This window comes from Crocosphaera watsonii WH 8501, assembly GCF_000167195.1.
Taxonomy (GTDB): Bacteria; Cyanobacteriota; Cyanobacteriia; order Cyanobacteriales; family Microcystaceae; genus Crocosphaera; species Crocosphaera watsonii.
In genome coordinates, this window is sequence record NZ_AADV02000002.1 from 21,552 (window position 1) to 47,340 (window position 25,789).

Genomic DNA, 25,789 nt, shown 5'->3' on the forward strand with positions numbered 1-25,789 from the left:
GCGACGTGAGGTTCAATGAAATAGAAGGAAGATTAGGGATGAATAGCGACATCAGGATAAAATAATTATCGATATTTACAGGGGGCAACACATATGAACTTCACTCCAGACTCTACACCAGTCAGTTCTCAAGGAACTCAAGATAATGGGAAACCAGTAACTGCAGAAGACCTAACAGAAGTCATTGAAGAATTTGAACAATATCGAGAGCGACTCCTCTCCGAAACAATGGCAACGGCTAAACGAGCTAAATTGCCTAAGAAAACAGCCATGGCTCAAATAGAACCTGAACTAGCCAAAATTGACGCAACACTCTTAAGTCTCCGCCAACAACAGGCCAGTCTAACCGCCAAAAAGGATATTACGTGACGTTCTCTCCCCGTTAACCGCTTAGGCGGTTTAACGGGGGCTTCTAAAATAGAGATAGCTGAACATACTCTTTTTCAGAAGTTTCCTGCTTCACAGGCTGTCCATCGACTAAGCCTCCACAGGCAGACAGGGTGAGTGTAAGATTTAGTGAGAGGTGGATCTACAAGACTTAATCGGGAATTTGAATCTGGATATGTTTCGTGAACTACCCCAACTAATTGCAAGCAATATAGTTGGGGCTTCCAATCTCATCTTCGTGTTGCGTCTAAGAGGTAAGAAATCTTCCCTCCTAGCCGTCTTACACTCCCTCCCTTGGCAGTATCGCTAGTTCCTAACGACAATATCCGTAAGGCTTCATTTCTAATGTTTATTGAGGCGTTTATGTCGCGGTCATGGTTTGTATAACAATGTTCACAAGTCCAGTTTCTAATATCAAGAGGTAAGCTTTCCACTTGATAACGACAGACATGACAAGTCTTAGAACTAGGAAAAAACCTATCAACTTCAACATAAGTTTTCCCTTCCCTTTCTGCCTTGTATTTAAGCATTGTACAAAACATTCCCCAACCACAATCACTAATAGCCTTAGCTAATTTGTGGTTTTTAACCGCTTTCCACCTTGAATTAAATTCAAGGCGTGGAACGCGGCAGTGGAAAGCGGCGGTGCATTCCGCACCATTCCCTTGAAATTGACGAGCGACCCCGCGCCGTCGTACGGCGCACCTGGTAGCGCGAGGAGATTTTCTACAGCAATAACTTGGTTTTCGTTGACTATCTTACGGGATAGTTTGTGTAGAAAATCTCCTCGACATCTAGAGATTTTGGACTGGACTTTGGCTACTAACCGTCTAGTGCAGCTTGGCGAAAGTAATCCACCAGATTTTTACAGAAACTTTCGTGACTAGCCACGACAATGTGTTTCAATGAAACTAACGGAAGAATCTCGAAGTTGATGTCCATGATAAAAGCATTGCCAATTAACCTCTCCAACCTACAGAAAACAGTACTCCAACAAATAGTGAGAGGGACAACAAACCCCTATCGCCTTGTTAGACGAGCCAAGCTAATCTTAGCCGCAGCATCAGGAGAGAGCAATAGTTCGATTAGTCGAAGATTAGAATTAGACCGAGTACAAGTGCGTCAGTGGCGATCGCGATGGTTTGAGGAGAGAGAAAAACTGAGTGCCGCCGAAGAACAACAGGTAACGGAGAAAGCATTAATGGTCTTGATCAAAGGAATTTTAAGCGATCGCCCAAGACCTGGAACAACAAAATCCTTTACGGTCGAACAAGTAGTCCAGATTGTAGCGATCGCTTGTGAAGAATGTGAAAAATCAGACAGACCAGTGAGCCATTGGACACCTTCAGAGTTGGCGGATGAAGCCATAAAAAGAGGAATTGTCGAAAAGATTTCCCCCCGTAGTGTGGGGCGTTTTTTAAAAAGAAGCGACATTACAACCACATCTCGTTCGTTACTGGTTAAATGCCAAAATTGATGATCCCTTAAAATTTAAAAAGCAAGTCAAATATATCTGTGAACTTCATCAAGAAGCTAAAACTTTGTTAGAACAAGGAATTCATTTAATTAGTACAGATGAAATGACAGGGATTCAAGCTCTTGAGAGATTATTTCCGAACAAAAGAATCAAGCCTAAATAAGTAGAAAAAATCGAATTTGAATATGAAAGACACGGAACTTTAAGCTTGATTGCGAACTGGGATGTGGCAAGAGGAAAAATTGTTAGTTCCTCTATTGGACCGACAAGAACAGAACAAGATTTTTCTGAACATATCCAGAGAACGATTAAGATTGATGAAAAAGCAGAATGGATTTTTATTGTAGATCAACTCAACACTCATAAATCGGAAAGCTTAGTCAAATTAGTAGCAGAAAGCTGTGGAATTACTATTGATTTGGGGAGAAAAGGAAAGGAGGGGATTTTGCAATCTATGGACAGCAGAGCAGATTTTTTATCAGATGAATCTCATCGAATTCGCTTTGTTTATATTCCCAAACATACATCGTGGCTTAATCAAATTGAGTGTTGGTTTTCGATCTTAGTCAGGCGTTTACTCAAAAGAATTACTGTCCGTTCAACTGAAGAACTATCCCAAAAAATTCTCAATTTTATTGATTACTTTAATCAACATTTTGCTAAGCCGTTCGTTTGGAAATTTAAGGGCTTTAAAGATCATAAGTGACTGGTGGATTATTTTTGCTAAGCTGCACTAGGAAAAGGATAACTTGCCGCCATGATATATTCTGACTCTAAACTACACCGATCTATTGGACACTTCCTCGAAGCAATCCAGTCTTTTAGCTCCCGCAAAGCATAGTTATAAGAACGGCGACAAATTTCTAGCCATTGGTCTAACATTGCCTCTTGTTTGCTGTCAGGGTAGATTCGGTACGAGTAGTTGAGTGTTAGAGTCATGACAATATGTTAGCACAAAAATAATAAAGTGGTAACATAAGTCATCTAAGCAAGGTTGTGCTGTCGCACGTTAATATATTGATCGGGCTTTATCCGCACGCTAAAACCTTGGCGAGCGACCCCGGCGAATCGCATTCGCGCTCGTGAACGCGCGAGCAGGTACTCACCTACGGTTCGATGCGTCCCCCTCGTTTATAGCGTGGGACTTAGCCCGACATTAAAGTTAACGGGGGAATATGTTAATCGAACTCTGAACAAGTTCCCCCCAGTCCATTCACGATGGTACAGGTGTTGTAAACCAGCATACCTTGATAGCTTCCAGCGGAAGTGTCCTTTTCCCCAATGCCGTCGGCAATCAGCACATCCTCTGAAATAGTTACCCCTGCCTCATTGGCGACAGTTTGCAGTACCTTGTCGTTGGCGGTGAGTTCTGCAAACAGCACGGGAACGCCAACTGTCTTAATCCCCTCCGATAGTGATTTAACTTTGGCTGCTGTGGGTGTTTCCTCCGTTGAGAGTCCCAACAGGGTACCTTCCACGGTCAGGCCATAGGCTCTGGCGTAATAGCTCATGGCGTCGTGGGTAGTAATCAGACGGCGCTGATTTTCTGGAATGGTAGCAATTTGTTCGGGAATCCAAGCGTCCAACCTTTCTAACTTACTGGTGAGGGCATCGGCATTGCTGGTGTAGGTGTCGGCATTGTCGGGGTCGATTTTAACCAGGGTTTGCTTAATTACCTCTACCATGCGAGTGCCGTTTTCAATGTCGTGCCAAATATGGGGGTCAGGCTCCACTTCCCCTTCTTCCTCAATTTCAATCACGTCCTGGACGGCTTCATCGTGTACCGCTACTTTGGGAGCAGGGGTGGTAGTCGCTTCTGCCATCTCAATAATCGAAGGCTCAAAGTTCATCCCCCCATAGAACACCGCATCCGCAACCTCGATCGCCTGTCGGTCAGACGGTTTGGCTTCATAGGTGTGTGGATCTTGGTCATAACTGATCAGGCAGTTGGGTTCAAACACCCCCTCTGCAACTTGCTCTACCATGTCGCAAACGACACTGTAGGAAGCGACGACATTTATGGTTTCACCATCACTAATGACTTCCCCAGGATTTTCCCCTGGTTCTGGGTCGGTGGTGGTTTGGGAACTGCTACCACAGGCCGCCAAACCAGTTACGAGGGCTAAAGCGGCGAAAGTGCTGGCAAAACGACGCTTTGACTGAAAGAAAAAATTCATAGAATTTTCTTAATATGTTGGGTATCTAATCGAGAAATAATCTCACTATAGTTTAGATCATGATTATTGATAGTTTAAGGGACTGTTTATAAATAAAATATAAAGAAATTAAGTAGCACAAATTCCTGATTATAAAACTATAATTCTTAAAAACTAATAAACTTGTTACAGGTTTATTGGGGATGATTTTCTGGTAAAAGTTTCTTAATTTTCTTTTTACAAGCAGTCTCTAAAAGGTCTGTTCCGTCTAGGTAGCAAAAAGCCGTTGATTTTTGAAAAAGATTTGCACTATGCTTATTTCATAATTGCATCATTTTCTGTTCATTGTCTATTCACTTTTCTCGGAGGCAGGCTATGCTCCTAGTTCAAAACTTGTCCGTGAGTTACCGCAGTTTTACAGCACTCAACAATGTGAGTTGTACCTTCGACCCTGGCCAATTGGTGGGCATCTTTGGCCCAAACGGGGGGGGTAAAAGCACCTTGGTCAAGGCCATGCTGGGGCTGATTAAGTCTGCCACGGGGACAGCCCTATTAAAAGGTAAGCCTCTGACACAGCAGCTTTCTCAGGTTGCCTATGTACCCCAGCGATCGCAAATTGATTGGGACTATCCTATTACCGTCTGGAATGTGGCCATGATGGGCTGCACCCTGCAAACCGGGCTGTTTCGTTGCCCCAGTCGCCAGTCCCGTGAACTGGTTAAGGCCGCGCTACAACGGGTTGGTATGTATGAAAACCGCGATCACAGTCTTAGTAACCTGTCCGGCGGGCAGCAGCAGCGAGTATTTTTAGCCCGCGCCCTTGCCCAAGAAGCGGAACTCCTGATTTTGGATGAACCCTTCAACGGAGTGGATCAGAAAACGGAGTCCATCATGTTTGACATTTTTAGGGAGCTTAAAGCCCAGTCCAAAATTTTGTTCGTCATCAGCCATGACCTCAGCGAAACTCTCGATAACTACGATCAGCTGCTATTACTGAACAAGCGGGTCATCGCCCAGGGAGCGCGCCACGAAGTAATGACTAAAGATAACTTGCTGGCAGCCTACGATGCCCCGGTGTGGTCTATTGCTCCATAAGGTCTCGGGTGTTCATTTTAGTAAAACGGAGTGTATTGGTTTGAACTGGTTAATTGAGCCCTTGGGCTTTGAATTCATGCGTAATGCCCTGACTATGGGAGTCCTGCTGGGGGTTTTGTGCGCCGTCGTGGGCAGCTACATGATCGTGCAGCGCATGAGCATGATGGGTGATATGATTGCTCACTCTGTCCTGGCCGGGTTGCCGGTGGCTCTATTTCTGGGGTTGCCCCTATCGTTGGGGGCGCTGGTAGCGGGGGTAGTGAGTGCGGTCGTGTTGGCTGGCATTGAGTCCCAATCTAAGCTCAAGATGGATGCCGTGATGGCGTTGATCTTGGCATCATTTCTGGCCATCGGTACAACCTTGGTAACGGTGCTGCCAGGAGCCAACCGCATCGATGTGATTCATGTGTTGTTTGGCGATATCCTGGGGGTCACCCGGGGCGATCTGATGCTAACCTTCGGCGTGGCGTTAATCATTTTGATTAGCGTCTGGCTGTTTTACAAAGAGCTTTTGTTTTACACCTTTGACCCCATTGGGGCGCAGGCGAGTGGACTGCAGGTGCGCTGGTATTACCTGGGCATCGTCACCGCCATTAGTCTGACCATAGTTGCCAGTCTGCAAACTGTGGGGGTATTACTGGTGATTGCCATGCTGGTAGCTCCTGGAATGACGGCTTATCTGCTGGTCAAAGAGCTACACCAGATGATGATTTTGGGGGGCTTTCTGGGGGCATTTGCCAGCATTGCCGGAATGTATATGAGCTTCTATCTGGACATTCCTTCGGGATCGGCCATTGTGTTGGTGGCCTTTGGGCTGTTTTTGCTGGCGTTCTTCTTCAGTCCATCCCAGGGAATTTTGACCCAATCCGGCTTAGTTAAAGGCATCCTTCTGAAGTCGTCTAGAGGCTCCAGTTGAACCTCTATCTTGCCAGGATCGTGGCCTAGCACTTCATCAAAAGCCCCACCTCAATGAGAAATCATCGGGTGGGGAAAATGTTGTCAATGATAGGTTTAATGGCAGATTTTTTAGTAAGCTAATCCCATACTGCGGGTTGTTTCTGCCCCAAGATAAACACGGATGCTTAAGAAGTCGGTAGGACAAGCGGTTTCGCATCGCTTACAGCCCACGCAGTCCTCTGTACGAGGGGAGGAAGCAATTTGACTTGATTTACAACCATCCCAGGGAACCATCTCTAAAACATCTAGGGGACAAGCGCGAACGCATTGAGTACAACCAATACAGGTATCGTAAATTTTAACTTTATGTGACATTGATTTTCGGCTCCTTAACCGAATGTTCTCCTTCGTCAAGCACCTCGACTTAAATTTAATTACAGTCGAGATTTACCCACTGAACAAAGACTTAAGAATATCTTAATGTGTCTATTGTAAAACATAGTTAGGCTTAAGGGTTAGTTTACCTCAGTACGAGGGTCTATCACTACAAATTGTTATAGAACTTTAATTTATGTAACAAAATATTTCAATCGGGATCATCAAATTGTCTAACCGAGACATCAACCACTTCAACGTCAACGATTCCTGGGGGTGTAATCCTTTGAAACTTGCCGTTTTTCACTTGTAGAGCTTCACCACAGTTGGGACAGGAAGAATTGACCCCTTTGAACCCTGTAAATTCATAGCCACACACAGGACATTGATCTTCGATTAGGTTGCGCTGAACCCACCACCGTAAGATCCATAATCCGATTATGGGGGTAACAATAATAACCCCCAATAAAATCAAAAATCCATTAACCAGCCATCCTAAACCCAGGGAGACCAATAAAATGCCCAATAGTAGCAAGTTTAGGAAACATCCTAACCCCGATCTGTTAAGCCATAGTAGTTTTGGAGAATAATTATTCACAATTTCTCTGTGTTGGTTGCTTTGTTTTTGGACTTATATTTTCCTATGTTATCCAAAAAATTTATATAAATTACTGTTTTCAGGGATCTATAGGGGACAATTCGTCTTAGAATAATGCAGTGAAACATTTAGTCTATGGGTATTTTGGGGATTTAAGTTTATTAATGTAACTGATCATCCATCCTTTTTTAATTGGGATTAGCCAAAACGACATAGGACAGAAAACACCATACTAAGGAGATTATTCGATGAATAAAAGTGAATTAATTGATGCAGTAGCGAATAAGGCTGAAGTTACCAAAAAACAAGCAGAAATGGTTATTAGTGCCACCATTGACACCATAATGGAGGCAGTGGCCTCAGATGATAAGGTGACTTTGGTGGGTTTTGGCTCTTTTGAATCACGGGATCGCAAAGCCCGTGAAGGTCGTAACCCTAAAACCAACGAAAAAATGAACATCCCTGCTACCAAGGTTCCTGCTTTCTCCGCCGGAAAGAAATTTAAAGAAGCGGTTGCCCCTAAAGAGTAGTTACCTTAATCGGCAGATGAAACAACCCATTCATGGTGGTAATTTAGTCTGGGCAGCAGAGCAAATAGGCTGTCCAGTTTCTTCTATTTTGGATTTTTCTGCTAGTATCAATCCCCTGGGTCCCCCTCAATCTGTCTTAACCGCCATTCAATGGGCTTTAAGCACTGTTCAACACTATCCTGACCCTAACTATACAGAACTGAGGCAAGCCCTCTCAGAATGGCATCAACTGCCCTCTGAGTGGATTTTGCCAGGGAATGGGGCAGCAGAATTATTAACCTGGGCTGGCTGTGAGTTGGCACGGCAAAAAGAAACTTATGTCATGATTCCTGGATTTAAGGATTATTGGCGAGGGTTACAAGCTTTTGGGGCGAATATTATCCCCGTCTCTTTTCCTTGGCAAAGTTCTGATGCTCTTAAATGTGTCTATAATGTTGGGGAAAATGATGCTGGTATTATTATTAATAATCCCCATAATCCTACGGGTAAGTTATTCACTAGAGAGACTTTATTGCCTTTATTAGAACGGTTTAGTTTGGTGGTGGTGGATGAGGCTTTTATGGATTTTGTTGACCCTGCTCAAGAAGAGAGTTTAATCTCTGTTATTGCTGATTATCCTAATTTGATTATTGTGCGATCGCTGACTAAGTTTTATAGTCTTCCGGGTCTGCGTTTAGGTTATGCGATCGCCCATCCCCAACGTATACAAAAATGGAAATCTTGGCGCGATCCTTGGCCAGTTAATAGTTTGGCGGTTCAAGCTGCGATCGCTGCTATAGAAGATAAAGAATTTACAGAACAAACTAGGGAATGGTTATCAGTATCTCGTCAACAATTATTAACGGGACTATCACAAATTAAAGGTTTAAATACTTTTCCTAATTACGTTAATTTTATTTTGGTTGAAACCGAGATCCCTGGTCCTAAACTACAACAAAAATTATTACAAAAGTATCATATTTTGATTCGAGATTGTTTAAATTTTGAAACTTTAGGCGATCGCTATTTTCGCATTGCGGTTCGTACCTCCGAGGATAATAATAAATTACTTGAAGGTTTATCAGATATTTGCGGTTAAAAATATATAGTAGGGTGGGTTAGACAGCTATAATTTAGGTTTTAACCAGAACAGAAAAATCTGTCTTAACCCACCATCTTAGTTAAAGTATCAGCGAATATTTTTCAATCGTAAGATAATAATTTTCTTTTAATTTTATTTATATAATAAGGACAATTATAATGGTTAATAATCTAAGAAAAAAATAATCAGATATGTTAACAGTTATTGGTTGCGGCAATCTAAACCGATGTGATGATGCAGTTGGGGTTATTATTGCTCAGAAATTACAAGATATTTTTAAGGATAAAAAGTTGACTGATTTACACATTTATGACTGTGGAACCGCAGGAATGGAGGTCATGTTTCAAGCAAGGGGAAGCACAAAATTAATTATTATTGATGCTTGTTCTACAGACTCAGAACCAGGAACTATTTATAAAGTACCAGGACAGGAATTAGAAGAATTACCGGAAGCTAGTTATAGTTTACATGACTTTAGGTGGGATAATGCTTTAGCAGCAGGAAGAAAAATATTTAAAGAGGAGTTTCCTGAAGATGTTACTGTGTATTTAATTGAAGCAGAAAATTTAGGATTAGGGTTAGAAATTAGTCCCATTTTAAAAGATTCTGTTGAAAAAGTTATTGATTATATTCAACAAGAAATTAATGATTTTTATCCGAAAGTTAATAGAGAATAGTAATATCATTTTCATAAATTTAGACTACAGATATTAACATTGTAGGGGTCAACGGCCGTTGACCCCTACGGAGATATTTTAGGAAATTGGTAGAATTAAAACAAGTTTAAAGTTTAGGCTGCTAATAGTTGATAAATAGCGGTTTGTATCAGCTTTTTTCTATATTCTATTCCTTGGGTTAGTTGCTGTTCTAAATCATCACAATATTTCATTAATTGGTCAACTTTTTTAACTATTCGGTGTTGTTCATTTAGGGATGGTAGTCCAATTACAAAAGCATTGATCAATTCTTTTCTAACACCTGTTTGTCCAGCCGTTCTTTCTGATTCTGCAATCACTATTTTTTGTATTCTAGGTTCTTGAAGTAAATAATATAGATAATCTTTTGATATTAATAAGTGAATGGGATCAGCTTTCATTAACGCTACGTTATAAGTTCCTTCTAAACCTCGTAATATTTGAAAAACTGGAGGGCCATATCTTCCTATCATTACATCATCTTTTGAAAAAGGACGATTAGCATATTGATTAGGAACAAAAGTTTTAAATTCTTCAGACTTAAAATCTCTAATTTGAATTAATCTTGTATATCCTTTCTCTTCATGATAAATAAATTTTTTTTTTGGAGGCTGACTACCTCCTATAAAATTAACTATATTTCCTAACCTAACCCATTCCCAACCAACAGGTAAATTATAAGGAATTTCATCATCAGTAATAGGGGGTAAAGGTTTAGATTTTTTAATCTTTTTATCCTTGACTAATTTAGCTTTTTCGGACTTTATTTTCTCCAACAAAATAGAAGCAGGTTCATCACTTTTATCCTGGGGAACTAACTTACCCATCACCGCTAATTGTAGAATAGTTTGACGTAACTGTTTAATATTTTCGGGGGTACTATAGATTAACTCAAAGTTTTCTTGAATCTGTTGCCAATTATTCTTAAAATCCTCTTCTTTGGTCTTAGTTAATTTATTAGTTGCTGTTTCTCCTAGTAATATTAGTTGCTTTTTTTGCTCTGTTTTTTTATTTTCTAATTCGTCGCAATATTTCATTAATTGAGCAACTTTTTTAACTATTCGGTGTTGTTCATTTAGGGGTGGTAGGGGAGTAACAAAATTTTTGATGTGTTTTAGCACTAAATTTTTATTACCAACCCCTTGAGTATTTTTTGCTGATTTTTCTTTGACTAAAGGTGAGTTAATTAGTAACTCTAAATAATAAGTATAAATCAAAGATTTATTGAACTTTAATAAAGCTAAACTAACAAAAATACTAAACTCGATATCAATATCAATAACCTTAGCAATTCCAGTTGTCTCAACTTTAGTTAATAAAATATCATTGAACTCTGGATGACATCTTTTAATTAATTTTTGATGTGTTTCTTCAGATATAAAGCGTGTATTTGCTAGATTAATAAAACCACTAGAAATATCTTTCACTGATAAAAAAGGAACTCCTGAAAATCTATAAGTTGGAGTATGATGTGCGCCATCTGTAATTAATAAGGTAATATCATCTAACCTAACCCATTCCCAACCAATAGGTAAATTATAAGGAATTTCATCATCAGTAATAGGGGTTAAAGGTTTAGATTTTTTAATCTTTTTATCCTTGACTAATTTAGCTTTTTTTGCTTTTATTTTCTCCAATAAAATAGAAGCAGGTTCATCATTTTTATCTTGGGGAACTAATTTACCCATCACTGCTAATTGTAAAATTAATTCCCTTAATTTCTGCACTCCATTGGGTGCATCAGCTAATAATTCAAAGTGATTAAAAAATGTTTCTAGATTCATCATTTTACTAAAGATAACGTACTTGGTTTTTCATCTCATCAGCCGTGACATGATTAAGAATAACTAACAGTCGCCTCGCAATTTCATGAGGAGGATGACGAACAGCAAAAATGACCCCATAATGTTCCCTATCTTCCTCAAAATACTGCTGCACTAATAACTCAAAATCTACTCTATTATGAGTTACTATTGTACTCTTTAAACTCACAGCATATTCTAACTGCTCCTCATCACTTTTTTGTAATTGATTTTCGTCCCTTGCTGTGGTTGTCATAAACCCTTTTGCCTTCACTAACTCAGCTACCAAAACATGAACATCTTCATCTAAATATAGTGTGATAAATAAATTATTCATTACTCTTTAAATAACGGATCAATTAACTCATCAGGAATACGATTTAACTCAATATAATAATTAATTTCTGTGTGATGATCACTGTAATAAGACAGAGCATCAAATACTTGTGCTAAAGTTAAATGAGGCATTCCTTGGGGTATTTCTTCAGGAGAAACACCCCTACGCCACGTTTCGACAATTGCTCTTACAGGAGTGCGTGTTCCTTTAATAATTGGTTCTCCATTGAGAATTTCTGAGTCAGTTATAATATAACAATGTTCGGTTTTGTTTACCATTTTATACCTCTATTAATTTTAATTTAACAATCCTGATTTGTACTGTTTTTACTTATTCTAAATATTGTAAATATTCATCAGATATGTAATTTTTACCTTGATTAACTTTATCAGTAAATTCTGTCATTGACATAATAATTTTCCTATCTTCAATAAAACATTAAATAGTGGATTGTTTTGACTAACATGGTGGGTTACGACGGATTGTTATATTCTTGTGATAACCTACCTAAATTATAGCCGTCTAACCCACCCTACTCTTTTAAGCCCCCCTTAGTAAGGGGGGTTGGGGGGATTATCCAAGAGTGATAATTTGCCCACCCTGGTTTTTATAGCCCCCCTTGCTAAGGGGGGTTGGGGGGATCATCTAAGGCTGATTTTAACTCATTTTTTAACAATTGTTGTGTGTTGGATATTTCGTTAATTAATCCTTGATACTCTTCTAACATTGTACCTAAATCTCGATGTTTTTCCCTTTATTGGTAAGGATTCTTAATATCTAAATTATAGCCATTAGCTTTAATTTCTTCTATGGAAACACACCAAGCAAACTCATTTTCTTCTCGATTATTCCACCATGCCTTTTCCGCTGCGAATTCCTCAATTTTTATCGGTTTAGTTTTAGAATAAGATTTATAACCAGGGGGATAAGGATGTTCATGAAACCAGATATTTTTTGTTGATTCACCCTTGGTAAAAAAGAGTAAATTAGTCTTAATACTGGTATAAGGATTAAACACCCCATTAGGTAGCCTCACAATAGTATGTAAATTACATTCTGATAACAATTTTTCCTTAATTCTTGTCTTTACTCCTTCCCCAAATAATGTTCCCATCAGGTAACACAATACCTCCTCGTCCCCCTACTTCTAATAAGTGTATAATTAACACTAAAAATAAATCAGCAGTTTCCTTAGTTTGATAAGCTTTAGGAAACCCCCCTTCAATCCCATCTTCTTCCTTCCCTCCAAAGGGTGGATTAGTCAAAATAACCTCTACCTTATCCGAGGGTTGATAATTTCTTAAAGGATTAGCTAAAGTATTATCACGGCGTACTTTGGGCGCATCAATTTCGTGTAACAAAAGATTAGTAATACAGAGTAAATGGGGTAAAGGTTTCTTTTCTACTCCCATAATTAAATGACTTAATTTTTCCCTTTCTTCAACGGTTTTAACTTGCTTTCTGAGATGATTTAAAGCACAAGTTAAAAAGCCACCAGTTCCACAAGCAGGGTCAAGAATTCTCTCTCCTAACTGTGGTTTAATCATATTTACCATAAATTGAGTTACAGCACGAGGCGTATAATATTCCCCTGCATTTCCTGCATTTTGTAAGTCCTTTAATATTTTTTCATAAATTTCCCCAAAGAGATGTTTATCTTGAGAATTATTGAAGTCAATCTCATTAATTTTATTGATAACTTGACGGATCAATGTGCCATTTTTCATAAAATTGAATCCGTCTTCAAACGCTTCTTTTAAAATTCTTGACTTAGGATTATTGCTTGTTGACAAATCAAGATTTTTGAGACTTTTAAACAGTTTACTATTCACAAAATCTAATAAAGTTTCCCCTGTCATACCCTCATCATTAGCCGCCCAATCTCGCCATCTTAAACCCTCTGGCATAGCTGAAATATAATCATCTTCAAATAATTCTGCTTCCATTTCTCTATCATCAAAAATCTTGAGAAATAGCATCCAAGTTAATTGACTAATACGCTGGGCATCTCCATCTACCCCCTCATCAATTCTCATAATATCTTGGATAGCTTTAACAGTAGTAGAAATGGACATAAAATTAAAAGGACAAATTAAGTTAAAATGACAGATATATAAATTATGCCAGAAAATATATTCATTATGAAAAAAAGAAACATAAATATTTTATCTAAAACTGAAGCTTTACGTCGCGCTCAAAAAATTGTTGCTCGTTACGCTAAAAATTGCTCGTTAGCCAGGGAATTAATTTCAGAACGTCGTCAAGAAGCTGAGGCTGAAAACACATAAATATTAATTGATACAAAGGAAAAAAATCTCTAATTATTCTCATTGTTGTTCATATTGTAGGGGTCAACGGCTGTTAACCCCTACGGAAATAGGATAACATTAAGAAACCCCATAAAGTTCCCTTGCTAACTCTTGAATAGCTGCTAAATATTGCTTTTTCCCCCCAAAATGTTTAATAATTTCCATCGGGGTTCCCAACCTATCAAAAGGTGCAACAGTTAACACTTTCAAATCTTCAATGGACTCTATTCCCTCATCTGCATACTTATCTAAAAGTGCCTTAACCCGCATTTCTCACAAACTGATCAGTAATCAGCTAGAGGTTAGATGTGGCTTATTTTTCAAGCGATCGCTTAAAATGGCACACTGTTATTTTTTACTCGCCCCTCAAATCAAGGTTAAACTCAGACTACATAATGGTTTGAAGTTTAGCGATCGCAGAATTTGTGAGAAATGCGGGCTTAAGCACTTTCCTAGCCTTTTCCCCATATTTTGTGAAACAATTGCGCTTTTTCACTTCATTTGCCCTCTCAAGACGACTTAAAGGCGGTTGATCAAACGCCACATGACAAATGAGATCAAACGCATCAAACTCCTTACCAACCTCCTGCATTAACCCTTCAAAAATGACCCCTCTCTCCTGTAAAGCATCAATAATGACCTGTTTTTTGGTAGCCTCACCCCATTGCCTCAAAAAGGCATCCATTGACCTATATTCCTTATTAACCGTCTTTTTCGTGTAATATTTCAAAGATTCGGTGATTAATCTCCCCTCCTTATCGTAATACTGCACCCTCTCCCTGATAACCGATGTTTTCACCGTCTCTTTACCCAGATAATATTTAGTCCGTTTCTCCCTAACCACTGGTGAAGGGTTGGCCATTTGGTACGGTTTATCCTCTTCTAAGACAATGGGATCATCCCCTTTCGGTTCGTAAACTTGTACTGGATCGCCATCAAAGTTGGGGTCAGCAAATAATTCCGTGGCCTTCTTAAAATCCATGATAGTAAAGTAAGATTTACCAAACGCCTCATTAATACGGGTTCCGCGCCCAATAATCTGCTTAAACTCCGTCATAGACTTAATAGAACGGTCTAAGACAATTAATTGACAAGTTTGAGCATCTACCCCCGTCGTCATCAACTTAGAAGTGGTTACCAACACAGGATAAGGACTATCGGGCAGAATAAAATTATCTAACTCTTCTTTGCCAATTTTGTCGTCTCCTGTTATTTTTAGCACATAACGGGAATTTTGCGCCACTAAATCGCTATTTGCTACCACTAACGCCCGACGCATCCGTTCTGCATGGTCAATATCTTCGCAAAAAAGAATAGTTTTCCGAAAACGGTTCGTCCTTTTGAGAAATGCTGTGATTTTTTGGGCCACCAAAATATCCCGATTTTCGAGTACCAGGGATCTATTCATATCCATTTGATTATAGATTCTATCCTCGATAAATTGCTGATATTTATCTATTTGTCCCGCTTTCGGTCGCCAGCCCAACAAATCCTTATCAATATCGATTCTTATCACCTTATAGGGGGCTAAAAAACCATCTTCAATTCCTTGTTTCAGGGAATAGGTGTAAAGGGGTTCGCCAAAATAGTCGATGTTAGAAATATCTTTGGTTTCCTTGGGGGTGGCCGTCAAACCGATGTGAGTAGTACTGCTAAAATAATCAAGAATTTCACGCCATGCTGAATCTTCTGCTGCGCTTCCCCGATGACATTCATCTACAACGACTAAATCGAAGAAATCGGGGGAAAATTGCTTATAAATGTTTTTTTCTTCCTCATTCCCTGTGACTGCTTGATATAAAGCCAAATAAACCTCATAGGACTTATCTATCTGACGCTTCTTAATTTTGGTCATGGCCTGACCAAACGGCTTAAAATCATTGGTTTTGGTCTGATCCACTAAAATATTGCGATCGGCTAAAAATAAAATCCTTTGTTTGGTGCGAGATTTCCATAAACGCCAAATAATTTGAAACGCAGTGAAGGTTTTTCCCGTTCCTGTAGCCATTACCAATAAAATTCGCTCTTTTCCCTTGGCAATAGCTTCAACGGTGCGATTAATGGCATTTAATTGATAATAACGGGGACGTTTGCCTCGACCATCACTATAATAGGGTTGGGTGATAATCTCGTTTTCTTCCTCCTCTATGCCCTTCCATTGGCGATAACGCTGCCATAATTCGTCAGGGGAAGGAAATTCATCTAAAGAGATTTCTCGTTCTATCAGGGCATCATTACGGGTAAAATCGTGTTCAATGAAGCCATCCCCATTGGAACTATAAGCAAAGGGAACGTCTAAAATCCTAGCATAGTCCATCGCTTGCTGCATTCCGGCACCCATACTGTGGTTATTGTTCTTGACTTCCATGACGGCAATGGGTAGATTAGGACGGTAGTAGAGGATATAATCAGCCCGTTTTCCTTTCCCTCGACTGGTTAGTTGGCCTCTAACTAATATTCGACCATCGGTAAAAGTGACTTCTTCTCGAATTTAGATGTTAAGATCCCATTTATTATTTTTAACTAAGGACGGAGTGATATATTTTGTGCAAATATCCCGTTCACTGAAACTTTTTTTATTAATGTTGGTCATGGGCAACATAATCATAACTTACTGTTAGTTTGCCCAAATCTTAGGGAAAATAAACAAAAATTTCCTGAAATAATTTGTCATAGTGATTTCATAATGTAGGGGTCAACGGCCGTTGACCCCTACAAAGTCCACATCTGTAGTCCAAGTTGATGAAAATGAGATTAGTTGGGATACCAAGTCTCATCAAGAATCTGTTCAAAAGTAAAAGGACATTTTTCGGGATACTCAGATTCATCTCTTTTAATAACTTTGCGTCCATCAGCACGTTTACCTTCTTTTATGGCTAAATCCCTAGCATCTGGATAGGCATTTTCTATAGCAGTTGGCAAATATTTTTTAATTGGTTTATACTTTCGTTGCGCTTTAAGAACTCGTTTTCTGTGTTCATCAATAGAATTATACCAACTATTGGTCATCCAATCAGGAGCATCTTTTTGCACAGCAAGTTTTAAAAGATGAGCAATCAAAATAATGAGATTACTTTCAACTGTTTCTTTGGGATCTCCCATCTCTAAATTCTCGATTAAATGCTCAAAATCTATGTTTTTCAAATCTTGTGCTTTCAATGCTTCAATTTGCGATCTTGTCCATTGAGCATAATATGTATCATATAAATTATTAATCATAATAATATGCTTGATCACTGTTAAAAATCTATTGTACCCCGACGCTTCTTCCATTAGAACCAAAAACAATGGGGGTTTCTTGTTTTAAAGGTTCCCATCCCACATTATAACCTGCTTTCCAAGCTTGTTTTCTAGCTGCTCTAAAGGCAGAAAAACTATCTGGACGCACCAGAAAAGCTAAATAATCTGTGTTCGGATCGAAGTTTTCTAGGATCTCATTAAAGTTTGAATCCGTTTGTGCAATGGTTTGATAAGATTCTCCTGTTTCGGGGGTTAAAGGTTCATAAATTAGTGCATCTACATCATAAAATTTAACTTTATAATGTTTTGTTTCTCCCTTAAAGCGTCGAAAACTTTGAATAGTTTGCCCTCGACACTTTTCGTATTCTTGAATACGATTAAGATATAACTGATAAGTATAATTATCTAAGTTTTGGGGTATTTCGGGGACAGAACATTCTGGTAAATTTTTGGTTAAAATGGCAATCTGACGATCCACTTCTTCATCGTCAATATAAGATATTTTGTTATTCCGAACTTCAAAAAACCTCGGCTTTTTCTCGGTATTAGAAACCAAGGGAGTTGTCACAATGGTACTCGAATCCACTGCAACAACGGTGATAAATAAACTAATAAACATTAATACACCGACGGTATTAGTTAGAATGTCTAAAAAAGAATCTAGGTTTTGACTAGGTGAGTTTAGCTGACGGTATCTTCTAGTTCTCATTGTTGTTTAATTCTTCTATTTTTAATGTCCAATCTTCATCAATGGGTTCGTATCCAATATCGATCCCTCGTTTTTCTACTATGTCTCTAACTTGTTGAAACACATCGATTCCTTGGGGACGGAGGACAACAATTAAATACTGTTTATCTTTGTTTTTTTCTACCTCTCTAATTAATTGATTTAAAGGCGATCGCCGATTGTTAATGTCAGATTTGGGGACAAAAACTTGACTAGGATGTAATAAAACTCCATCCTCCCGACATTCTACATATCTAGGTATTTTACCTTGATTTTCTCCTGCGGTTTCTTGTTTGGCAATAATGGTAATTGCTCGTTCATCTTTTAGTAGTTGGGTGGTTAAAACAATGATTAATAAAATGAGCGTACCAATGGTACAAGCTAAAATGGAGAGAAAGGGAAATAACTCGACTTCTAGGGAATTTTTGGCAAAAGAACGACGACGCATAAATTAAAGTTCTTCGGAATCGGTAAAGGTTATCAAACGGGGTTTACTTAACTTTTCTAGAATCGGTTGAATGTGTTTTATTTCTGTGATCATAGACTGGGAAAGTTGTCGATTGACGTTTACTTGTTGGTCTAATGTTTCTAAGAATTTACTCTTTTCTTCTAGACTCATGTTATTAATTTTCTCTATTTGTTCCATCAAATTACCACTTAATTGTTGTAACTTTCCTATTTCTGTGATAAAGCTTTGAGAAAAATTTTCTACTGCTTGTTTAGCATACATTTCTGCTGGTTGTATTAACGCTTCTGGGTTTGGTAAATAGTCTTGAAATGCCTGACGAACCGATTGATTAATGCCATCATAATCTAAGTTTTCACCCTTCTCTTTGAAACGAGGTAAGACGAAATCATTGATATAAATATCGATTCTTAGCAGTAAACGAGATTCCATTCTTTCTACTAAAACCAAAGGAATCATCACCAAAACACTCAACAATAAAGCTAATAAAGTTGTATCAAAAGCCACTGCTAAACCACTGGTAACAGTCCCAATACCTTCTTTAATTTGTTCGATTTCTCCTGCTTGTTCCAGGAAACTAGAAAACCCGTTTACCGCTTGACTAATACCAATAACTGTGCCAATAAATCCTAATAAGGGAATTGCCCAAACTAGAACACGGGGAAAGGTATAAGAAGTCTCTGTTGCACTTAAATAAAACGTAGAATCATCTAGGGCTAATTCCGAAGCAACTTTACGACTTCCCGACTGAATATATGCTCCTAAAATACGACTACAACGAATAGGTAAAAGTTGATTCTGTTTGGTTAAATTGTTTTGTAAGGTCAATAAATCTCGGGATCTTGGATTATCAAAGGTAACAGTTTGGGGAACCCAAGAACGACGCAATGCTACAGATTCTTGTTGTAATTTAATTAGTTTAATTACTGTCAAAGAAACCACAAAACAAGCTAAATAGATAACCAAAAATTGGGTGAATCCTCTTTCATACAGAAGCACCCCAACAAAAGTCGGTCTTAAAAATAATAGGGTTAGGGTATAGATAGCGATAAATAGCAATAACCCCATTAAAGAGATCAGCCAGAAATTAACATCTAATTTCTGACGTTCAGCATCTCCCGATAATAATAAATATTTGTTAGATTCTTTAGTTGTTGTTGTCATCCTAAATTAAGTATGAAAATAGGGAATAGAGAATGACTTAAAGTTATCACAAATATTCCAATATTAAACCCGATCACGACACAGGGAAAAGAATGGTGAAAGTTGTGCCTTGGTTGGGTTGGGAAATAACTTTAATGGTCCCTTCCATCCCTTCTACCAAAGTTTTGACGATAGATAAACCTAGTCCGGTTCCCCCAATGTTACGACTTCTCGCCTCATCAACCCGATAAAACCGCTCAAAAATGCGAGTTTGATGGGTTAAAGGAATACCTACACCCCGATCGCACACTTGGATATTGGCCTGTTGTTTTTCTTGAGAGAGTTTCAGCAAAATGGGTTCAGAAGAATGGGAATATTTAACAGCATTATCGACTAAATTCAAAAACACCTGTTTGAGGCGATTTTTATCCCCTTTTATCTTAACTAACTGATCAGGAAGAGAAATCTTAACAGGAGTTGGGTATTGATCCACCATTCCCTCAATTTCAGTCAATAACTCGTTAAGAACAACGGTTTCTAAATGAAAATACATCCGTCCATTTTCTGCCCTGGCTAAATCTAACAAATCCTGTAATAATTGGATAGTACGCTCAGCCTCTGAAGAAGCGGTTTCTAAGGCTTCCCGTTGGATATCGGTTAAATTATTGCCCCTGCGTAGGGTACTCTGCAAATAACCAGAAACCACCGTTAACGGGGTGCGTAACTCATGGGAAATATTGCTAACTAACTGACGTTGATCTTCCCAAGCGTGGGAAAGATCCGTTAGGGTGGTTTGTAGGGTTTGGGCTAATTCTTTGACCTCACTGGGAGCATTTTCTAACTCAATTTGTACCTTGCCTAGAGTTTCAGGAGAAATGTCTTTTGTCGTCTGACTCATGCGTTTTAATGGTTGTAAGGCGTTTTGAATATACCAGGCGATCGCTGCTGTCATCAAAATAGTTACAATCAAACCCACCAGCAAAAGACTGCTCATAATACTCAAAAACATGGTTTGATCCTTGGTGATATCTTGCGCAATATAAAATTCTCCAAGATGAACCCCTTTAACCACTAATTTTGTGGCACATAACAACCAATAACGATTATTAATCCGTTGTAACTCTGGTTGAAGAGGAATATCCGTCAAAGAAACTAAATTTTTTCCTCTCATTCCCATTTTTAAAGCTTCAGACTGGGCCAAGATTTCTCCTTGGGGACCTTTCACCCATAATAAGGTTTGGGGGTTAGAAAGGTTATCAATGGCCCTTTGTGTTCCCTCTTCCAAGGAAACCATATCGCTATATATCTCCACATCAGAAGGAAAACGGCCTGCAATGTAGCGTGTATTGTTTTTATGGGTGACAACTAAAATACTCTGCATTTGCCAACAGATCCCAGTAACAACCCCACTCAACCCTAAAATAGACATCGCAGCAATACCTACCGTTAGTCGCACTCGTAGAGAAGTTAGATGAGATAGTTGTTTCACACTAGGGAAGGATTTGATTAGGAACATGACAGACAATTTATTATGAGTCTATCTTTATCTTTTCACAATTAACTAAACCATAAATGATAAAAAGCTGAGTTTTGCCCGAAAATCTCACTGCGATCGCATTTCAAAGACCATAGCACAAAGGTAAGGATTTTTGATAATCTTGAGAAGAGGATTTATTCTTACACAAAAAACCATGCCAGAACCATTTAGATTTAGTAGTGGTCATCTTGCCCATACGGTAGCAGATTTAATCGGAGTTTGCCATCAGTCTCCACAAGAAGTTATATCTTATTTAAAAAGCGGGGATTTTGAAAAATGGTTATCCTATATCGGGGAAACAGAAATCTCTAAAAAAGTTGAAGAACTTAGGAAAATATTATTTATAGAAGAAGAACAGTTAAAACAGTTTATCCAAGTTTTACAACCTCCTGAAACTTCTGCCACAGAAACTATTGAAACTGAACAATCTCTAGAAACTCCTGAAACTTCTACAATAGAAGAACCTGAAACTGCACAATCTCTAGAAACTCCTGAAACTTCTACAATAGAAGAACCTGAAACTGAACAATCTCTAGAAACTCCTGAAACTTCTGCAATAGAAACTACTGAAACTGAACAATTTCTAGAAACTCCTGAAACTTCTGCAATAGAAACTACTGAAACTGAACAATCTCTAGAAACTACTGAAACTGAACAATCTCTAGAAACTTCTGAAACTTCTGCTACAGAAACTACTGAAACTGAACAATCTCTAGAAACTCCTGAAACTTCTGCAATAGAAACTACTGAAACTGAACAATCTCTAGAAACTTCTGAAACTGAACAATCTCTAGAAACTTCTGAAACTTCTGCAATAGAAACTCCTGAAACTTCCGAAGTTGCCGAAGAAAGCAAAGAAGCTGAAAAAATCATTGCTCCAATTAATGAGTCTTCTGATGAAGTTACCGAGGCAAAAAGTTTCTTTGCTAAAGCAATTCAAGGTTTTAAGTCTAAATATATTAGTCAGGGATAATTTATTGTTGATGATATCATTTTCATCAACTGAGACTAAAGATGTTAAGGTCGTAGGAGTTAACGGCCGTTAACCCCTACTTTAGGAAACTGGTATTATTTTGTAAGCTAGTTAGGAGAAAATTAACTCCTAACGATTCAACCCAAAATAACCTAATCCTGCCCCTATTACTTCGGCTAAAATACTAATTATTCTGAAAATAGCAATGGTTGTTAAAACGACTTCGATGGGTAAGGATGATGTTTCTAATAAACCAATAATTGTTGCTTCAAAAACCACCAACCCCCCGGGCGCACCAGGAATTACTAAACCTAACAACCAAGCGAAACTAAAGGCACTAACTATCATTGGTATTTGTTGAAGTGTGATAGATACAAATGCCATTAAAGCTAAAATAAATCCTGAACTTCTTAATAGTAAAAAAACAATCTCTTCCAATAAAATAATACCAGGATATTGCTGTAAATAAATATTTTCTCTATCTTGATTTTTCTCCTTTTTTATAAAATGAATAACTCTATTGATAACGAAAGGGTGAATACCTACTAAAACACTAATTAATAAAAAACATTGTAAGAATAATATGTTAAGATTTTTCGTTGTTTCAATTAAGCCAATACTATGACTTAATAAAGCAATTAACAAGGCAGCAGCAGCCATTAATAAAGGTTCTAGTAGTACACTTAAACTGGCAATAGATAAAGAAGCTCCTTGTTTAGAAATAGCAGAAATTCTAGCATAAAAATGACCAACATTTCCAGGTAAATATTTATAAATATTAGTCACTAAATATATTTTTAATCCCCATTGATACTGACAAGACTGTTTAAACAATTGTAGAATTTTTATCCAAACAATAGCCGACCAGATATGTGCAAATAAAGTTACAGTTAAAGCTAATAATAACAATAACCATCCCTGAGAATTAATTTTTATTTCCGTAACAGCTTGCCAATGATTTTTAAAAGTTGCAATTATAAAAAATAAGGTAACTCCTAAAACTATCCATTTTATGTAAGCTTTAATTGATGACATAATGACAATTATCCATGATCCATTGTTCATTATCCATTGTTAATCTTCTCAACAACAAAGGAGCAAGAGTTAAAGCTTGCTCCTTTTGATACCCCCAAGGGAAGTCGAATCCCTGTCGCCTCCGTGAAAGGGAGGTGTCCTAGGCCACTAGACGATGGGGGCTTGTTTTTTCTAGACCTTTATTAATATAACAAGAGTTTTTATCCGTGTCAACCATTTTGAGAAATTTTTTTTTGACCAACTCATGGTAGAGTTAAGATTGCAGGTTAAATGGATAGATATTAACCTCCACAGCGTGAGATTAGCGATCGCTCACTAAACAAATAAATGAAGAACTGAACTATGACGAGGCAATATCGCATTACCCTACTGCCAGGGGATGGCATTGGCCCTGAGATTTTAGCTGTTACCGTTGATATCCTCAAAGTTGTTGGTAAGCAGTTAGAGATTGATTTTCAATTCCAAGAAGCCCTGATCGGCGGGGTAGCCATTGATGAAACAGGCAAACCACTGCCAGAAGCAACCCTGAAGATGTGTCGTAGTAGCGACGCTGTCTTATTAGCTGCCATCGGCGGTTATAAATGGGATAATTTACCCCGTGAAAAGCGACCGGAAACAGGTTTATTAGCCATCCGTGCCGGACTAAACCTTTTTGCTAACCTACGGCCAGCTACCATTCTACCTCAACTCATCAATGCTTCTTCCCTGAAACCAGAGATCGTTCAAGGGGTAGATATTATGGTGGTTAGGGAGTTAACCGGGGGGATCTATTTTGGCAAACCCAAAGGCATTTTTGAGACAGAAACCAAAGAAAAACGAGGGGTCAACACTATGGCTTATACCGAGTCAGAAGTTGATCGCATCGCTAAAGTAGCCTTTGAAACCGCTCAGAAACGCGGTGGCAAGCTTTGTTCTGTAGATAAAGCAAATGTCCTCGATGTTTCTCAACTATGGCGCGATCGCGTCACCTTGATGGCGGAAAAGTACCCCGATGTAGAACTTTCTCACCTCTATGTAGATAACGCAGCAATGCAGTTAGTCCGAGAACCCAAACAATTTGATACCATCATCACAGGTAATTTATTTGGGGACATCCTCTCCGACGCAGCAGCCATGTTAACCGGTAGTATTGGGATGTTACCTTCTGCTAGTTTGGGCTTAGAAAAACCAGGGTTATTTGAACCCGTTCACGGTTCGGCCCCCGATATCGCAGGAGAAGACAAAGCTAACCCCTTAGCCCAGGTTCTCAGTGCAGCGATGATGCTACGCTATGGCTTAAACGAACCAAAGGCAGCTACTAAGTTAGAAAAAGCTGTTTTAGAAGCCTTAGCCCAAGGATATCGTACAGGAGATATTATGTCTGACGGCATGAAAGCAGTGGGATGTAAAGGGATGGGAGAAGTTTTGTTAAGGATATTGGAATCATAGTTAAAGATTTTTCCGTCCTTTGATGTGTATTCTTTGCATTAATATAATAAAGACAAACCTCGATAACTTTGTGAGGAGATCATAGTTATGGCTTATGCACATCAAATACACGAGTCCCAACCCCAGGGTATGGACTCTACCATTATTTTAGACCCAAGTTTATTACGGGCGGCACAAAGGACCTACCGTACCTATTGTATGTTACATCCGAGAAACTCCAAGCGACCCTATGGTATCGCCATTCATCGCAAAAGTTATCGAGGCCAATTAATTTTTCGTAATAACCCGGTTCTTTTGCCGGGGGAATGTTTTGTGCCAACCAAGCAGCTAGAAGTTGAAATCTAATAATATATACGCTTTTTAATATACATGATTGAAGTCGAACACTTAAGCAAAATTTATGGTTCAACTGCTGCTGTCGAGGATGTAGATTTTTCAGTTGAAAAAGGGGAAATTCTCGGTTTTCTCGGACCTAATGGCGCAGGAAAAACAACCACCATGCGTATACTGAGCGGTTTTATCCCTGCCACCGCAGGAACCGCTAAAATTGCCGGATATGACGTTCATGAACAGTCTTTAGAAGTTAGACGCAATATCGGTTATCTTCCGGAAACTCCCCCCCTGTACCCAGATATGACAGTGGAGGGTTTTTTGCAGTTTGTGGCTAGAATTAAAGGAGTAGCCCGCAAAAATCGCCAATCTCGGGTAGACTGGTCTCTGGAACGCTGTCAATTGGAAGATAAACGTAAAGTTTTGATTCGGAAGCTATCTAAGGGTTATAAACAAAGGGTTGGTATTGCTCAAGCGATCGTCCACGATCCCCCCGTGATTATACTAGACGAGCCTACTGTTGGCCTCGACCCTAAACAGATTATCGAAGTTCGCAACCTAATTAAGAGTTTAGCTGGGGAACATACCCTACTTTTATCTACTCATATTTTACCAGAAGTAAGCATGACCTGCGATCGGGTGACAATCATTAACGGTGGTAAAGTTGTGGCCACGGATACCCCTAATAATTTAATGTCCCATTTAACAGCAAAAGGAGGATATGAAATTGAAATTGTAGGGGATATCTTTAGTTTAGAACCGATGTTAAACGATCTACCTGGAATTAGTCAATTAGAAATTATATCCAATAGTGAAACTAAACATCATACTTTATTATTAACCACTGATTCCCATCAAGAAATAGGCAAAGATATTGCTGCTTTAATTATTAATCAAGGGTTAGACTTATACGAAATGAAGCGCACTCGTGCTACTTTAGAAGATGTTTTCTTAAATGTGATTACAGAAGAAGCGGCAACGGAAGGGAAAGCTCCTATTTTGGGAGAAAAATCATCTTTGGAGTTTGACGGGGAGACGGGGGGACAGGGAGACGGGGAGTAAATTTATCCGATAAAATATTATCAAAAAAGGATAAAAAAGCAACTTTGGGATTTTCCCATCAGAAGAGTCTTTAGAGACTACCGACAATGAATCAACTTTATAACTATTA

Annotated in this window: 27 protein-coding genes, 1 tRNA gene and 4 pseudogenes; 13 read left to right on the forward strand and 19 right to left on the reverse strand. The window is 38.7% G+C overall.

Annotated features, from left to right (window positions below):
- The first annotated feature begins 93 nt into the window (after positions 1 to 93).
- Positions 94 to 369 (forward strand): hypothetical protein, encoded by a 276-nt coding sequence (locus CWATDRAFT_RS03640; RefSeq protein WP_007303717.1) that lies wholly within the window; start codon positions 94 to 96, stop codon positions 367 to 369.
- 214 nt (positions 370 to 583) lie between these two features.
- Here the strand turns inward: CWATDRAFT_RS03640 and CWATDRAFT_RS39310 are convergent.
- Positions 584 to 1,219, reverse strand: a pseudogene (locus tag CWATDRAFT_RS39310) (RNA-guided endonuclease TnpB family protein); the annotation flags it as partial.
- Positions 1,220 to 1,282: 63 nt separating this feature from the next.
- Here CWATDRAFT_RS39310 and CWATDRAFT_RS03650 point away from each other — a divergent pair.
- Together CWATDRAFT_RS03650 and CWATDRAFT_RS03655 are read left to right on the forward strand one after the other, a co-directional pair.
- A complete protein-coding gene (locus CWATDRAFT_RS03650) occupies positions 1,283 to 1,864 on the forward strand; it encodes a helix-turn-helix domain-containing protein (RefSeq protein ID WP_007303150.1) in 582 nt (193 codons plus the stop codon).
- 64 nt (positions 1,865 to 1,928) lie between these two features.
- A pseudogene (locus CWATDRAFT_RS03655) lies at positions 1,929 to 2,570 on the forward strand (transposase).
- A gap of 26 nt (positions 2,571 to 2,596) precedes the next feature.
- On the opposite strand, the pseudogene CWATDRAFT_RS32825 reads toward CWATDRAFT_RS03655, so the two are convergent.
- Positions 2,597 to 2,803: pseudogene (locus CWATDRAFT_RS32825) on the reverse strand (helix-turn-helix domain-containing protein); the annotation flags it as partial.
- 239 nt (positions 2,804 to 3,042) lie between these two features.
- Positions 3,043 to 4,041, reverse strand: coding sequence for a metal ABC transporter solute-binding protein, Zn/Mn family (locus CWATDRAFT_RS03665; protein ID WP_007303719.1), 999 nt, complete (start codon positions 4,039 to 4,041; stop codon positions 3,043 to 3,045).
- 354 nt (positions 4,042 to 4,395) lie between these two features.
- On the opposite strand from CWATDRAFT_RS03665, the gene CWATDRAFT_RS03670 reads away from it, so the two are divergent.
- Together CWATDRAFT_RS03670 and CWATDRAFT_RS03675 are read left to right on the forward strand one after the other, a co-directional pair.
- Entirely contained in the window at positions 4,396 to 5,115 is a 720-nt protein-coding gene (locus CWATDRAFT_RS03670; protein WP_007303720.1) for a metal ABC transporter ATP-binding protein, read from the forward strand.
- The gene (locus CWATDRAFT_RS03675; RefSeq protein ID WP_007303721.1) at positions 5,087 to 6,031 is read left to right on the forward strand and encodes a metal ABC transporter permease; all 945 of its coding nucleotides are present in this window, start codon (positions 5,087 to 5,089) and stop codon (positions 6,029 to 6,031) included. Before CWATDRAFT_RS03670 ends, CWATDRAFT_RS03675 begins: the two co-directional genes overlap by 29 nt.
- Before the next feature lie 110 nt (positions 6,032 to 6,141).
- Here CWATDRAFT_RS03675 and psaC read toward each other — a convergent pair whose 3' ends face one another.
- Both psaC and CWATDRAFT_RS03685 read right to left on the reverse strand, forming a co-directional pair.
- Positions 6,142 to 6,387, reverse strand: a complete 246-nt coding sequence (gene psaC, locus CWATDRAFT_RS03680) for a photosystem I iron-sulfur center protein PsaC (RefSeq protein WP_007303722.1) — start codon at positions 6,385 to 6,387, stop codon at positions 6,142 to 6,144.
- Between the two features lie 211 nt (positions 6,388 to 6,598).
- Positions 6,599 to 6,985: a hypothetical protein gene (locus CWATDRAFT_RS03685; RefSeq protein WP_021831103.1), complete on the reverse strand. Its 387-nt coding sequence runs from the start codon at positions 6,983 to 6,985 to the stop codon at positions 6,599 to 6,601.
- Between the two features lie 248 nt (positions 6,986 to 7,233).
- On the opposite strand from CWATDRAFT_RS03685, the gene CWATDRAFT_RS03690 reads away from it, so the two are divergent.
- From CWATDRAFT_RS03690 to CWATDRAFT_RS03700, 3 genes are all read left to right on the forward strand, one after another.
- The gene (locus CWATDRAFT_RS03690) at positions 7,234 to 7,515 is read left to right on the forward strand and encodes an HU family DNA-binding protein (RefSeq protein WP_007303724.1); all 282 of its coding nucleotides are present in this window, start codon (positions 7,234 to 7,236) and stop codon (positions 7,513 to 7,515) included.
- 16 nt (positions 7,516 to 7,531) lie between these two features.
- A complete protein-coding gene (gene cobD / locus CWATDRAFT_RS03695; protein ID WP_007303725.1) occupies positions 7,532 to 8,593 on the forward strand; it encodes a threonine-phosphate decarboxylase CobD in 1,062 nt (353 codons plus the stop codon).
- A 194-nt stretch (positions 8,594 to 8,787) separates the two neighbouring features.
- Positions 8,788 to 9,273, forward strand: coding sequence for a hydrogenase maturation protease (locus CWATDRAFT_RS03700; protein ID WP_007303726.1), 486 nt, complete (start codon positions 8,788 to 8,790; stop codon positions 9,271 to 9,273).
- A 113-nt stretch (positions 9,274 to 9,386) separates the two neighbouring features.
- On the opposite strand, the gene CWATDRAFT_RS03705 is transcribed toward CWATDRAFT_RS03700, so the two are convergent.
- The 5 genes from CWATDRAFT_RS03705 to CWATDRAFT_RS03720 all read right to left on the reverse strand — a co-directional run bounded on the left by CWATDRAFT_RS03705 (position 9,387) and on the right by CWATDRAFT_RS03720 (position 13,466).
- A complete protein-coding gene (locus tag CWATDRAFT_RS03705) occupies positions 9,387 to 11,078 on the reverse strand; it encodes a restriction endonuclease subunit S (protein ID WP_007303727.1) in 1,692 nt (563 codons plus the stop codon).
- 4 nt (positions 11,079 to 11,082) lie between these two features.
- Positions 11,083 to 11,430, reverse strand: a complete 348-nt coding sequence (locus CWATDRAFT_RS03710) for a DUF5615 family PIN-like protein (RefSeq protein WP_007303728.1) — start codon at positions 11,428 to 11,430, stop codon at positions 11,083 to 11,085.
- Positions 11,430 to 11,708, reverse strand: a complete 279-nt coding sequence (locus CWATDRAFT_RS03715) for a DUF433 domain-containing protein (protein ID WP_007303729.1) — start codon at positions 11,706 to 11,708, stop codon at positions 11,430 to 11,432. The genes CWATDRAFT_RS03710 and CWATDRAFT_RS03715 overlap by 1 nt, the downstream gene beginning before the upstream one ends.
- 476 nt (positions 11,709 to 12,184) lie before the next feature.
- Positions 12,185 to 12,544, reverse strand: coding sequence for an N-6 DNA methylase (locus tag CWATDRAFT_RS39315; protein WP_007303730.1), 360 nt, complete (start codon positions 12,542 to 12,544; stop codon positions 12,185 to 12,187).
- Positions 12,504 to 13,466, reverse strand: coding sequence for a class I SAM-dependent DNA methyltransferase (locus CWATDRAFT_RS03720; protein WP_232286991.1), 963 nt, complete (start codon positions 13,464 to 13,466; stop codon positions 12,504 to 12,506). Before CWATDRAFT_RS03720 ends, CWATDRAFT_RS39315 begins: the two co-directional genes overlap by 41 nt.
- Before the next feature lie 105 nt (positions 13,467 to 13,571).
- On the opposite strand from CWATDRAFT_RS03720, the gene CWATDRAFT_RS36955 reads away from it, so the two are divergent.
- The gene (locus CWATDRAFT_RS36955) at positions 13,572 to 13,718 is read left to right on the forward strand and encodes a hypothetical protein (protein WP_042711232.1); all 147 of its coding nucleotides are present in this window, start codon (positions 13,572 to 13,574) and stop codon (positions 13,716 to 13,718) included.
- A 99-nt stretch (positions 13,719 to 13,817) separates the two neighbouring features.
- On the opposite strand, the gene CWATDRAFT_RS03730 is transcribed toward CWATDRAFT_RS36955, so the two are convergent.
- The 7 genes and pseudogenes from CWATDRAFT_RS03730 to CWATDRAFT_RS03760 all read right to left on the reverse strand — a co-directional run bounded on the left by CWATDRAFT_RS03730 (position 13,818) and on the right by CWATDRAFT_RS03760 (position 20,804).
- On the reverse strand, positions 13,818 to 14,009 hold the full coding sequence (locus CWATDRAFT_RS03730) for a type I restriction-modification enzyme R subunit C-terminal domain-containing protein (RefSeq protein ID WP_007303732.1): 192 nt from the start codon (positions 14,007 to 14,009) through the stop codon (positions 13,818 to 13,820).
- 169 nt (positions 14,010 to 14,178) lie between these two features.
- Positions 14,179 to 16,332, reverse strand: a pseudogene (hsdR, locus tag CWATDRAFT_RS03735) (EcoAI/FtnUII family type I restriction enzme subunit R); the annotation flags it as partial.
- 161 nt (positions 16,333 to 16,493) lie between these two features.
- Positions 16,494 to 16,958 (reverse strand): DUF29 domain-containing protein, encoded by a 465-nt coding sequence (locus CWATDRAFT_RS03740; RefSeq protein WP_042711165.1) that lies wholly within the window; start codon positions 16,956 to 16,958, stop codon positions 16,494 to 16,496.
- A gap of 28 nt (positions 16,959 to 16,986) precedes the next feature.
- Positions 16,987 to 17,688 carry a hypothetical protein gene (locus CWATDRAFT_RS03745; RefSeq protein WP_007303735.1) on the reverse strand — a complete coding sequence of 234 codons (702 nt, stop codon included), beginning with the start codon at positions 17,686 to 17,688 and terminating at the stop codon, positions 16,987 to 16,989.
- Positions 17,678 to 18,154, reverse strand: a complete 477-nt coding sequence (locus CWATDRAFT_RS03750) for a hypothetical protein (RefSeq protein WP_007303736.1) — start codon at positions 18,152 to 18,154, stop codon at positions 17,678 to 17,680. Before CWATDRAFT_RS03750 ends, CWATDRAFT_RS03745 begins: the two co-directional genes overlap by 11 nt.
- A gap of 3 nt (positions 18,155 to 18,157) precedes the next feature.
- Entirely contained in the window at positions 18,158 to 19,336 is a 1,179-nt protein-coding gene (locus tag CWATDRAFT_RS03755) for a MotA/TolQ/ExbB proton channel family protein (RefSeq protein WP_007303737.1), read from the reverse strand.
- A gap of 73 nt (positions 19,337 to 19,409) precedes the next feature.
- Positions 19,410 to 20,804 carry a sensor histidine kinase gene (locus CWATDRAFT_RS03760; RefSeq protein WP_326997401.1) on the reverse strand — a complete coding sequence of 465 codons (1,395 nt, stop codon included), beginning with the start codon at positions 20,802 to 20,804 and terminating at the stop codon, positions 19,410 to 19,412.
- Between the two features lie 202 nt (positions 20,805 to 21,006).
- On the opposite strand from CWATDRAFT_RS03760, the gene CWATDRAFT_RS03765 reads away from it, so the two are divergent.
- Positions 21,007 to 21,825 (forward strand): hypothetical protein, encoded by an 819-nt coding sequence (locus tag CWATDRAFT_RS03765; RefSeq protein WP_007303739.1) that lies wholly within the window; start codon positions 21,007 to 21,009, stop codon positions 21,823 to 21,825.
- Between the two features lie 129 nt (positions 21,826 to 21,954).
- Here the strand turns inward: CWATDRAFT_RS03765 and CWATDRAFT_RS03770 are convergent, their stop codons facing one another.
- The gene (locus CWATDRAFT_RS03770) at positions 21,955 to 22,860 is read right to left on the reverse strand and encodes a putative bifunctional lysylphosphatidylglycerol flippase/synthetase (RefSeq protein ID WP_042711166.1); all 906 of its coding nucleotides are present in this window, start codon (positions 22,858 to 22,860) and stop codon (positions 21,955 to 21,957) included.
- An 89-nt stretch (positions 22,861 to 22,949) separates the two neighbouring features.
- A tRNA-Glu gene (locus CWATDRAFT_RS03775) sits at positions 22,950 to 23,022 on the reverse strand.
- 180 nt (positions 23,023 to 23,202) lie between these two features.
- Between CWATDRAFT_RS03775 and leuB the strand changes: the two genes are divergently transcribed.
- The 3 genes from leuB (at position 23,203) to CWATDRAFT_RS03790 (ending at position 25,680) form a co-directional block, all read left to right on the forward strand.
- A complete protein-coding gene (leuB, locus tag CWATDRAFT_RS03780) occupies positions 23,203 to 24,288 on the forward strand; it encodes a 3-isopropylmalate dehydrogenase (RefSeq protein WP_007303741.1) in 1,086 nt (361 codons plus the stop codon).
- 87 nt (positions 24,289 to 24,375) lie between these two features.
- Positions 24,376 to 24,633, forward strand: coding sequence for a hypothetical protein (locus CWATDRAFT_RS41275; protein ID WP_007303742.1), 258 nt, complete (start codon positions 24,376 to 24,378; stop codon positions 24,631 to 24,633).
- Positions 24,634 to 24,657: 24 nt separating this feature from the next.
- The gene (locus CWATDRAFT_RS03790; RefSeq protein ID WP_007303743.1) at positions 24,658 to 25,680 is read left to right on the forward strand and encodes an ABC transporter ATP-binding protein; all 1,023 of its coding nucleotides are present in this window, start codon (positions 24,658 to 24,660) and stop codon (positions 25,678 to 25,680) included.
- Positions 25,681 to 25,789 lie beyond the last annotated feature (109 nt).

Bases quoted from the DNA above. Each gene is read 5' to 3' on its own strand.
- CWATDRAFT_RS03640 (WP_007303717.1), top strand. From the start codon at position 94: ATGAACTTCACTCCAGACTCTACACCAGTCAGTTCTCAAGGAACTCAA.
- CWATDRAFT_RS03650 (WP_007303150.1), top strand. From the start codon at position 1,283: ATGTGTTTCAATGAAACTAACGGAAGAATCTCGAAGTTGATGTCCATG.
- CWATDRAFT_RS03665 (WP_007303719.1), bottom strand. From the start codon at position 4,041: ATGAATTTTTTCTTTCAGTCAAAGCGTCGTTTTGCCAGCACTTTCGCC.
- CWATDRAFT_RS03670 (WP_007303720.1), top strand. From the start codon at position 4,396: ATGCTCCTAGTTCAAAACTTGTCCGTGAGTTACCGCAGTTTTACAGCA.
- CWATDRAFT_RS03675 (WP_007303721.1), top strand. From the start codon at position 5,087: ATGCCCCGGTGTGGTCTATTGCTCCATAAGGTCTCGGGTGTTCATTTT.
- psaC (WP_007303722.1), bottom strand. From the start codon at position 6,387: ATGTCACATAAAGTTAAAATTTACGATACCTGTATTGGTTGTACTCAA.
- CWATDRAFT_RS03690 (WP_007303724.1), top strand. From the start codon at position 7,234: ATGAATAAAAGTGAATTAATTGATGCAGTAGCGAATAAGGCTGAAGTT.
- cobD (WP_007303725.1), top strand. From the start codon at position 7,532: ATGAAACAACCCATTCATGGTGGTAATTTAGTCTGGGCAGCAGAGCAA.
- CWATDRAFT_RS03700 (WP_007303726.1), top strand. From the start codon at position 8,788: ATGTTAACAGTTATTGGTTGCGGCAATCTAAACCGATGTGATGATGCA.
- CWATDRAFT_RS03705 (WP_007303727.1), bottom strand. From the start codon at position 11,078: ATGATGAATCTAGAAACATTTTTTAATCACTTTGAATTATTAGCTGAT.
- CWATDRAFT_RS03710 (WP_007303728.1), bottom strand. From the start codon at position 11,430: ATGAATAATTTATTTATCACACTATATTTAGATGAAGATGTTCATGTT.
- CWATDRAFT_RS03715 (WP_007303729.1), bottom strand. From the start codon at position 11,708: ATGGTAAACAAAACCGAACATTGTTATATTATAACTGACTCAGAAATT.
- CWATDRAFT_RS39315 (WP_007303730.1), bottom strand. From the start codon at position 12,544: ATGGGAACATTATTTGGGGAAGGAGTAAAGACAAGAATTAAGGAAAAA.
- CWATDRAFT_RS03720 (WP_232286991.1), bottom strand. From the start codon at position 13,466: ATGAGAATTGATGAGGGGGTAGATGGAGATGCCCAGCGTATTAGTCAA.
- CWATDRAFT_RS36955 (WP_042711232.1), top strand. From the start codon at position 13,572: ATGAAAAAAAGAAACATAAATATTTTATCTAAAACTGAAGCTTTACGT.
- CWATDRAFT_RS03730 (WP_007303732.1), bottom strand. From the start codon at position 14,009: ATGCGGGTTAAGGCACTTTTAGATAAGTATGCAGATGAGGGAATAGAG.
- CWATDRAFT_RS03740 (WP_042711165.1), bottom strand. From the start codon at position 16,958: ATGATTAATAATTTATATGATACATATTATGCTCAATGGACAAGATCG.
- CWATDRAFT_RS03745 (WP_007303735.1), bottom strand. From the start codon at position 17,688: ATGAGAACTAGAAGATACCGTCAGCTAAACTCACCTAGTCAAAACCTA.
- CWATDRAFT_RS03750 (WP_007303736.1), bottom strand. From the start codon at position 18,154: ATGCGTCGTCGTTCTTTTGCCAAAAATTCCCTAGAAGTCGAGTTATTT.
- CWATDRAFT_RS03755 (WP_007303737.1), bottom strand. From the start codon at position 19,336: ATGACAACAACAACTAAAGAATCTAACAAATATTTATTATTATCGGGA.
- CWATDRAFT_RS03765 (WP_007303739.1), top strand. From the start codon at position 21,007: ATGCCAGAACCATTTAGATTTAGTAGTGGTCATCTTGCCCATACGGTA.
- CWATDRAFT_RS03770 (WP_042711166.1), bottom strand. From the start codon at position 22,860: ATGTCATCAATTAAAGCTTACATAAAATGGATAGTTTTAGGAGTTACC.
- leuB (WP_007303741.1), top strand. From the start codon at position 23,203: ATGACGAGGCAATATCGCATTACCCTACTGCCAGGGGATGGCATTGGC.
- CWATDRAFT_RS41275 (WP_007303742.1), top strand. From the start codon at position 24,376: ATGGCTTATGCACATCAAATACACGAGTCCCAACCCCAGGGTATGGAC.
- CWATDRAFT_RS03790 (WP_007303743.1), top strand. From the start codon at position 24,658: ATGATTGAAGTCGAACACTTAAGCAAAATTTATGGTTCAACTGCTGCT.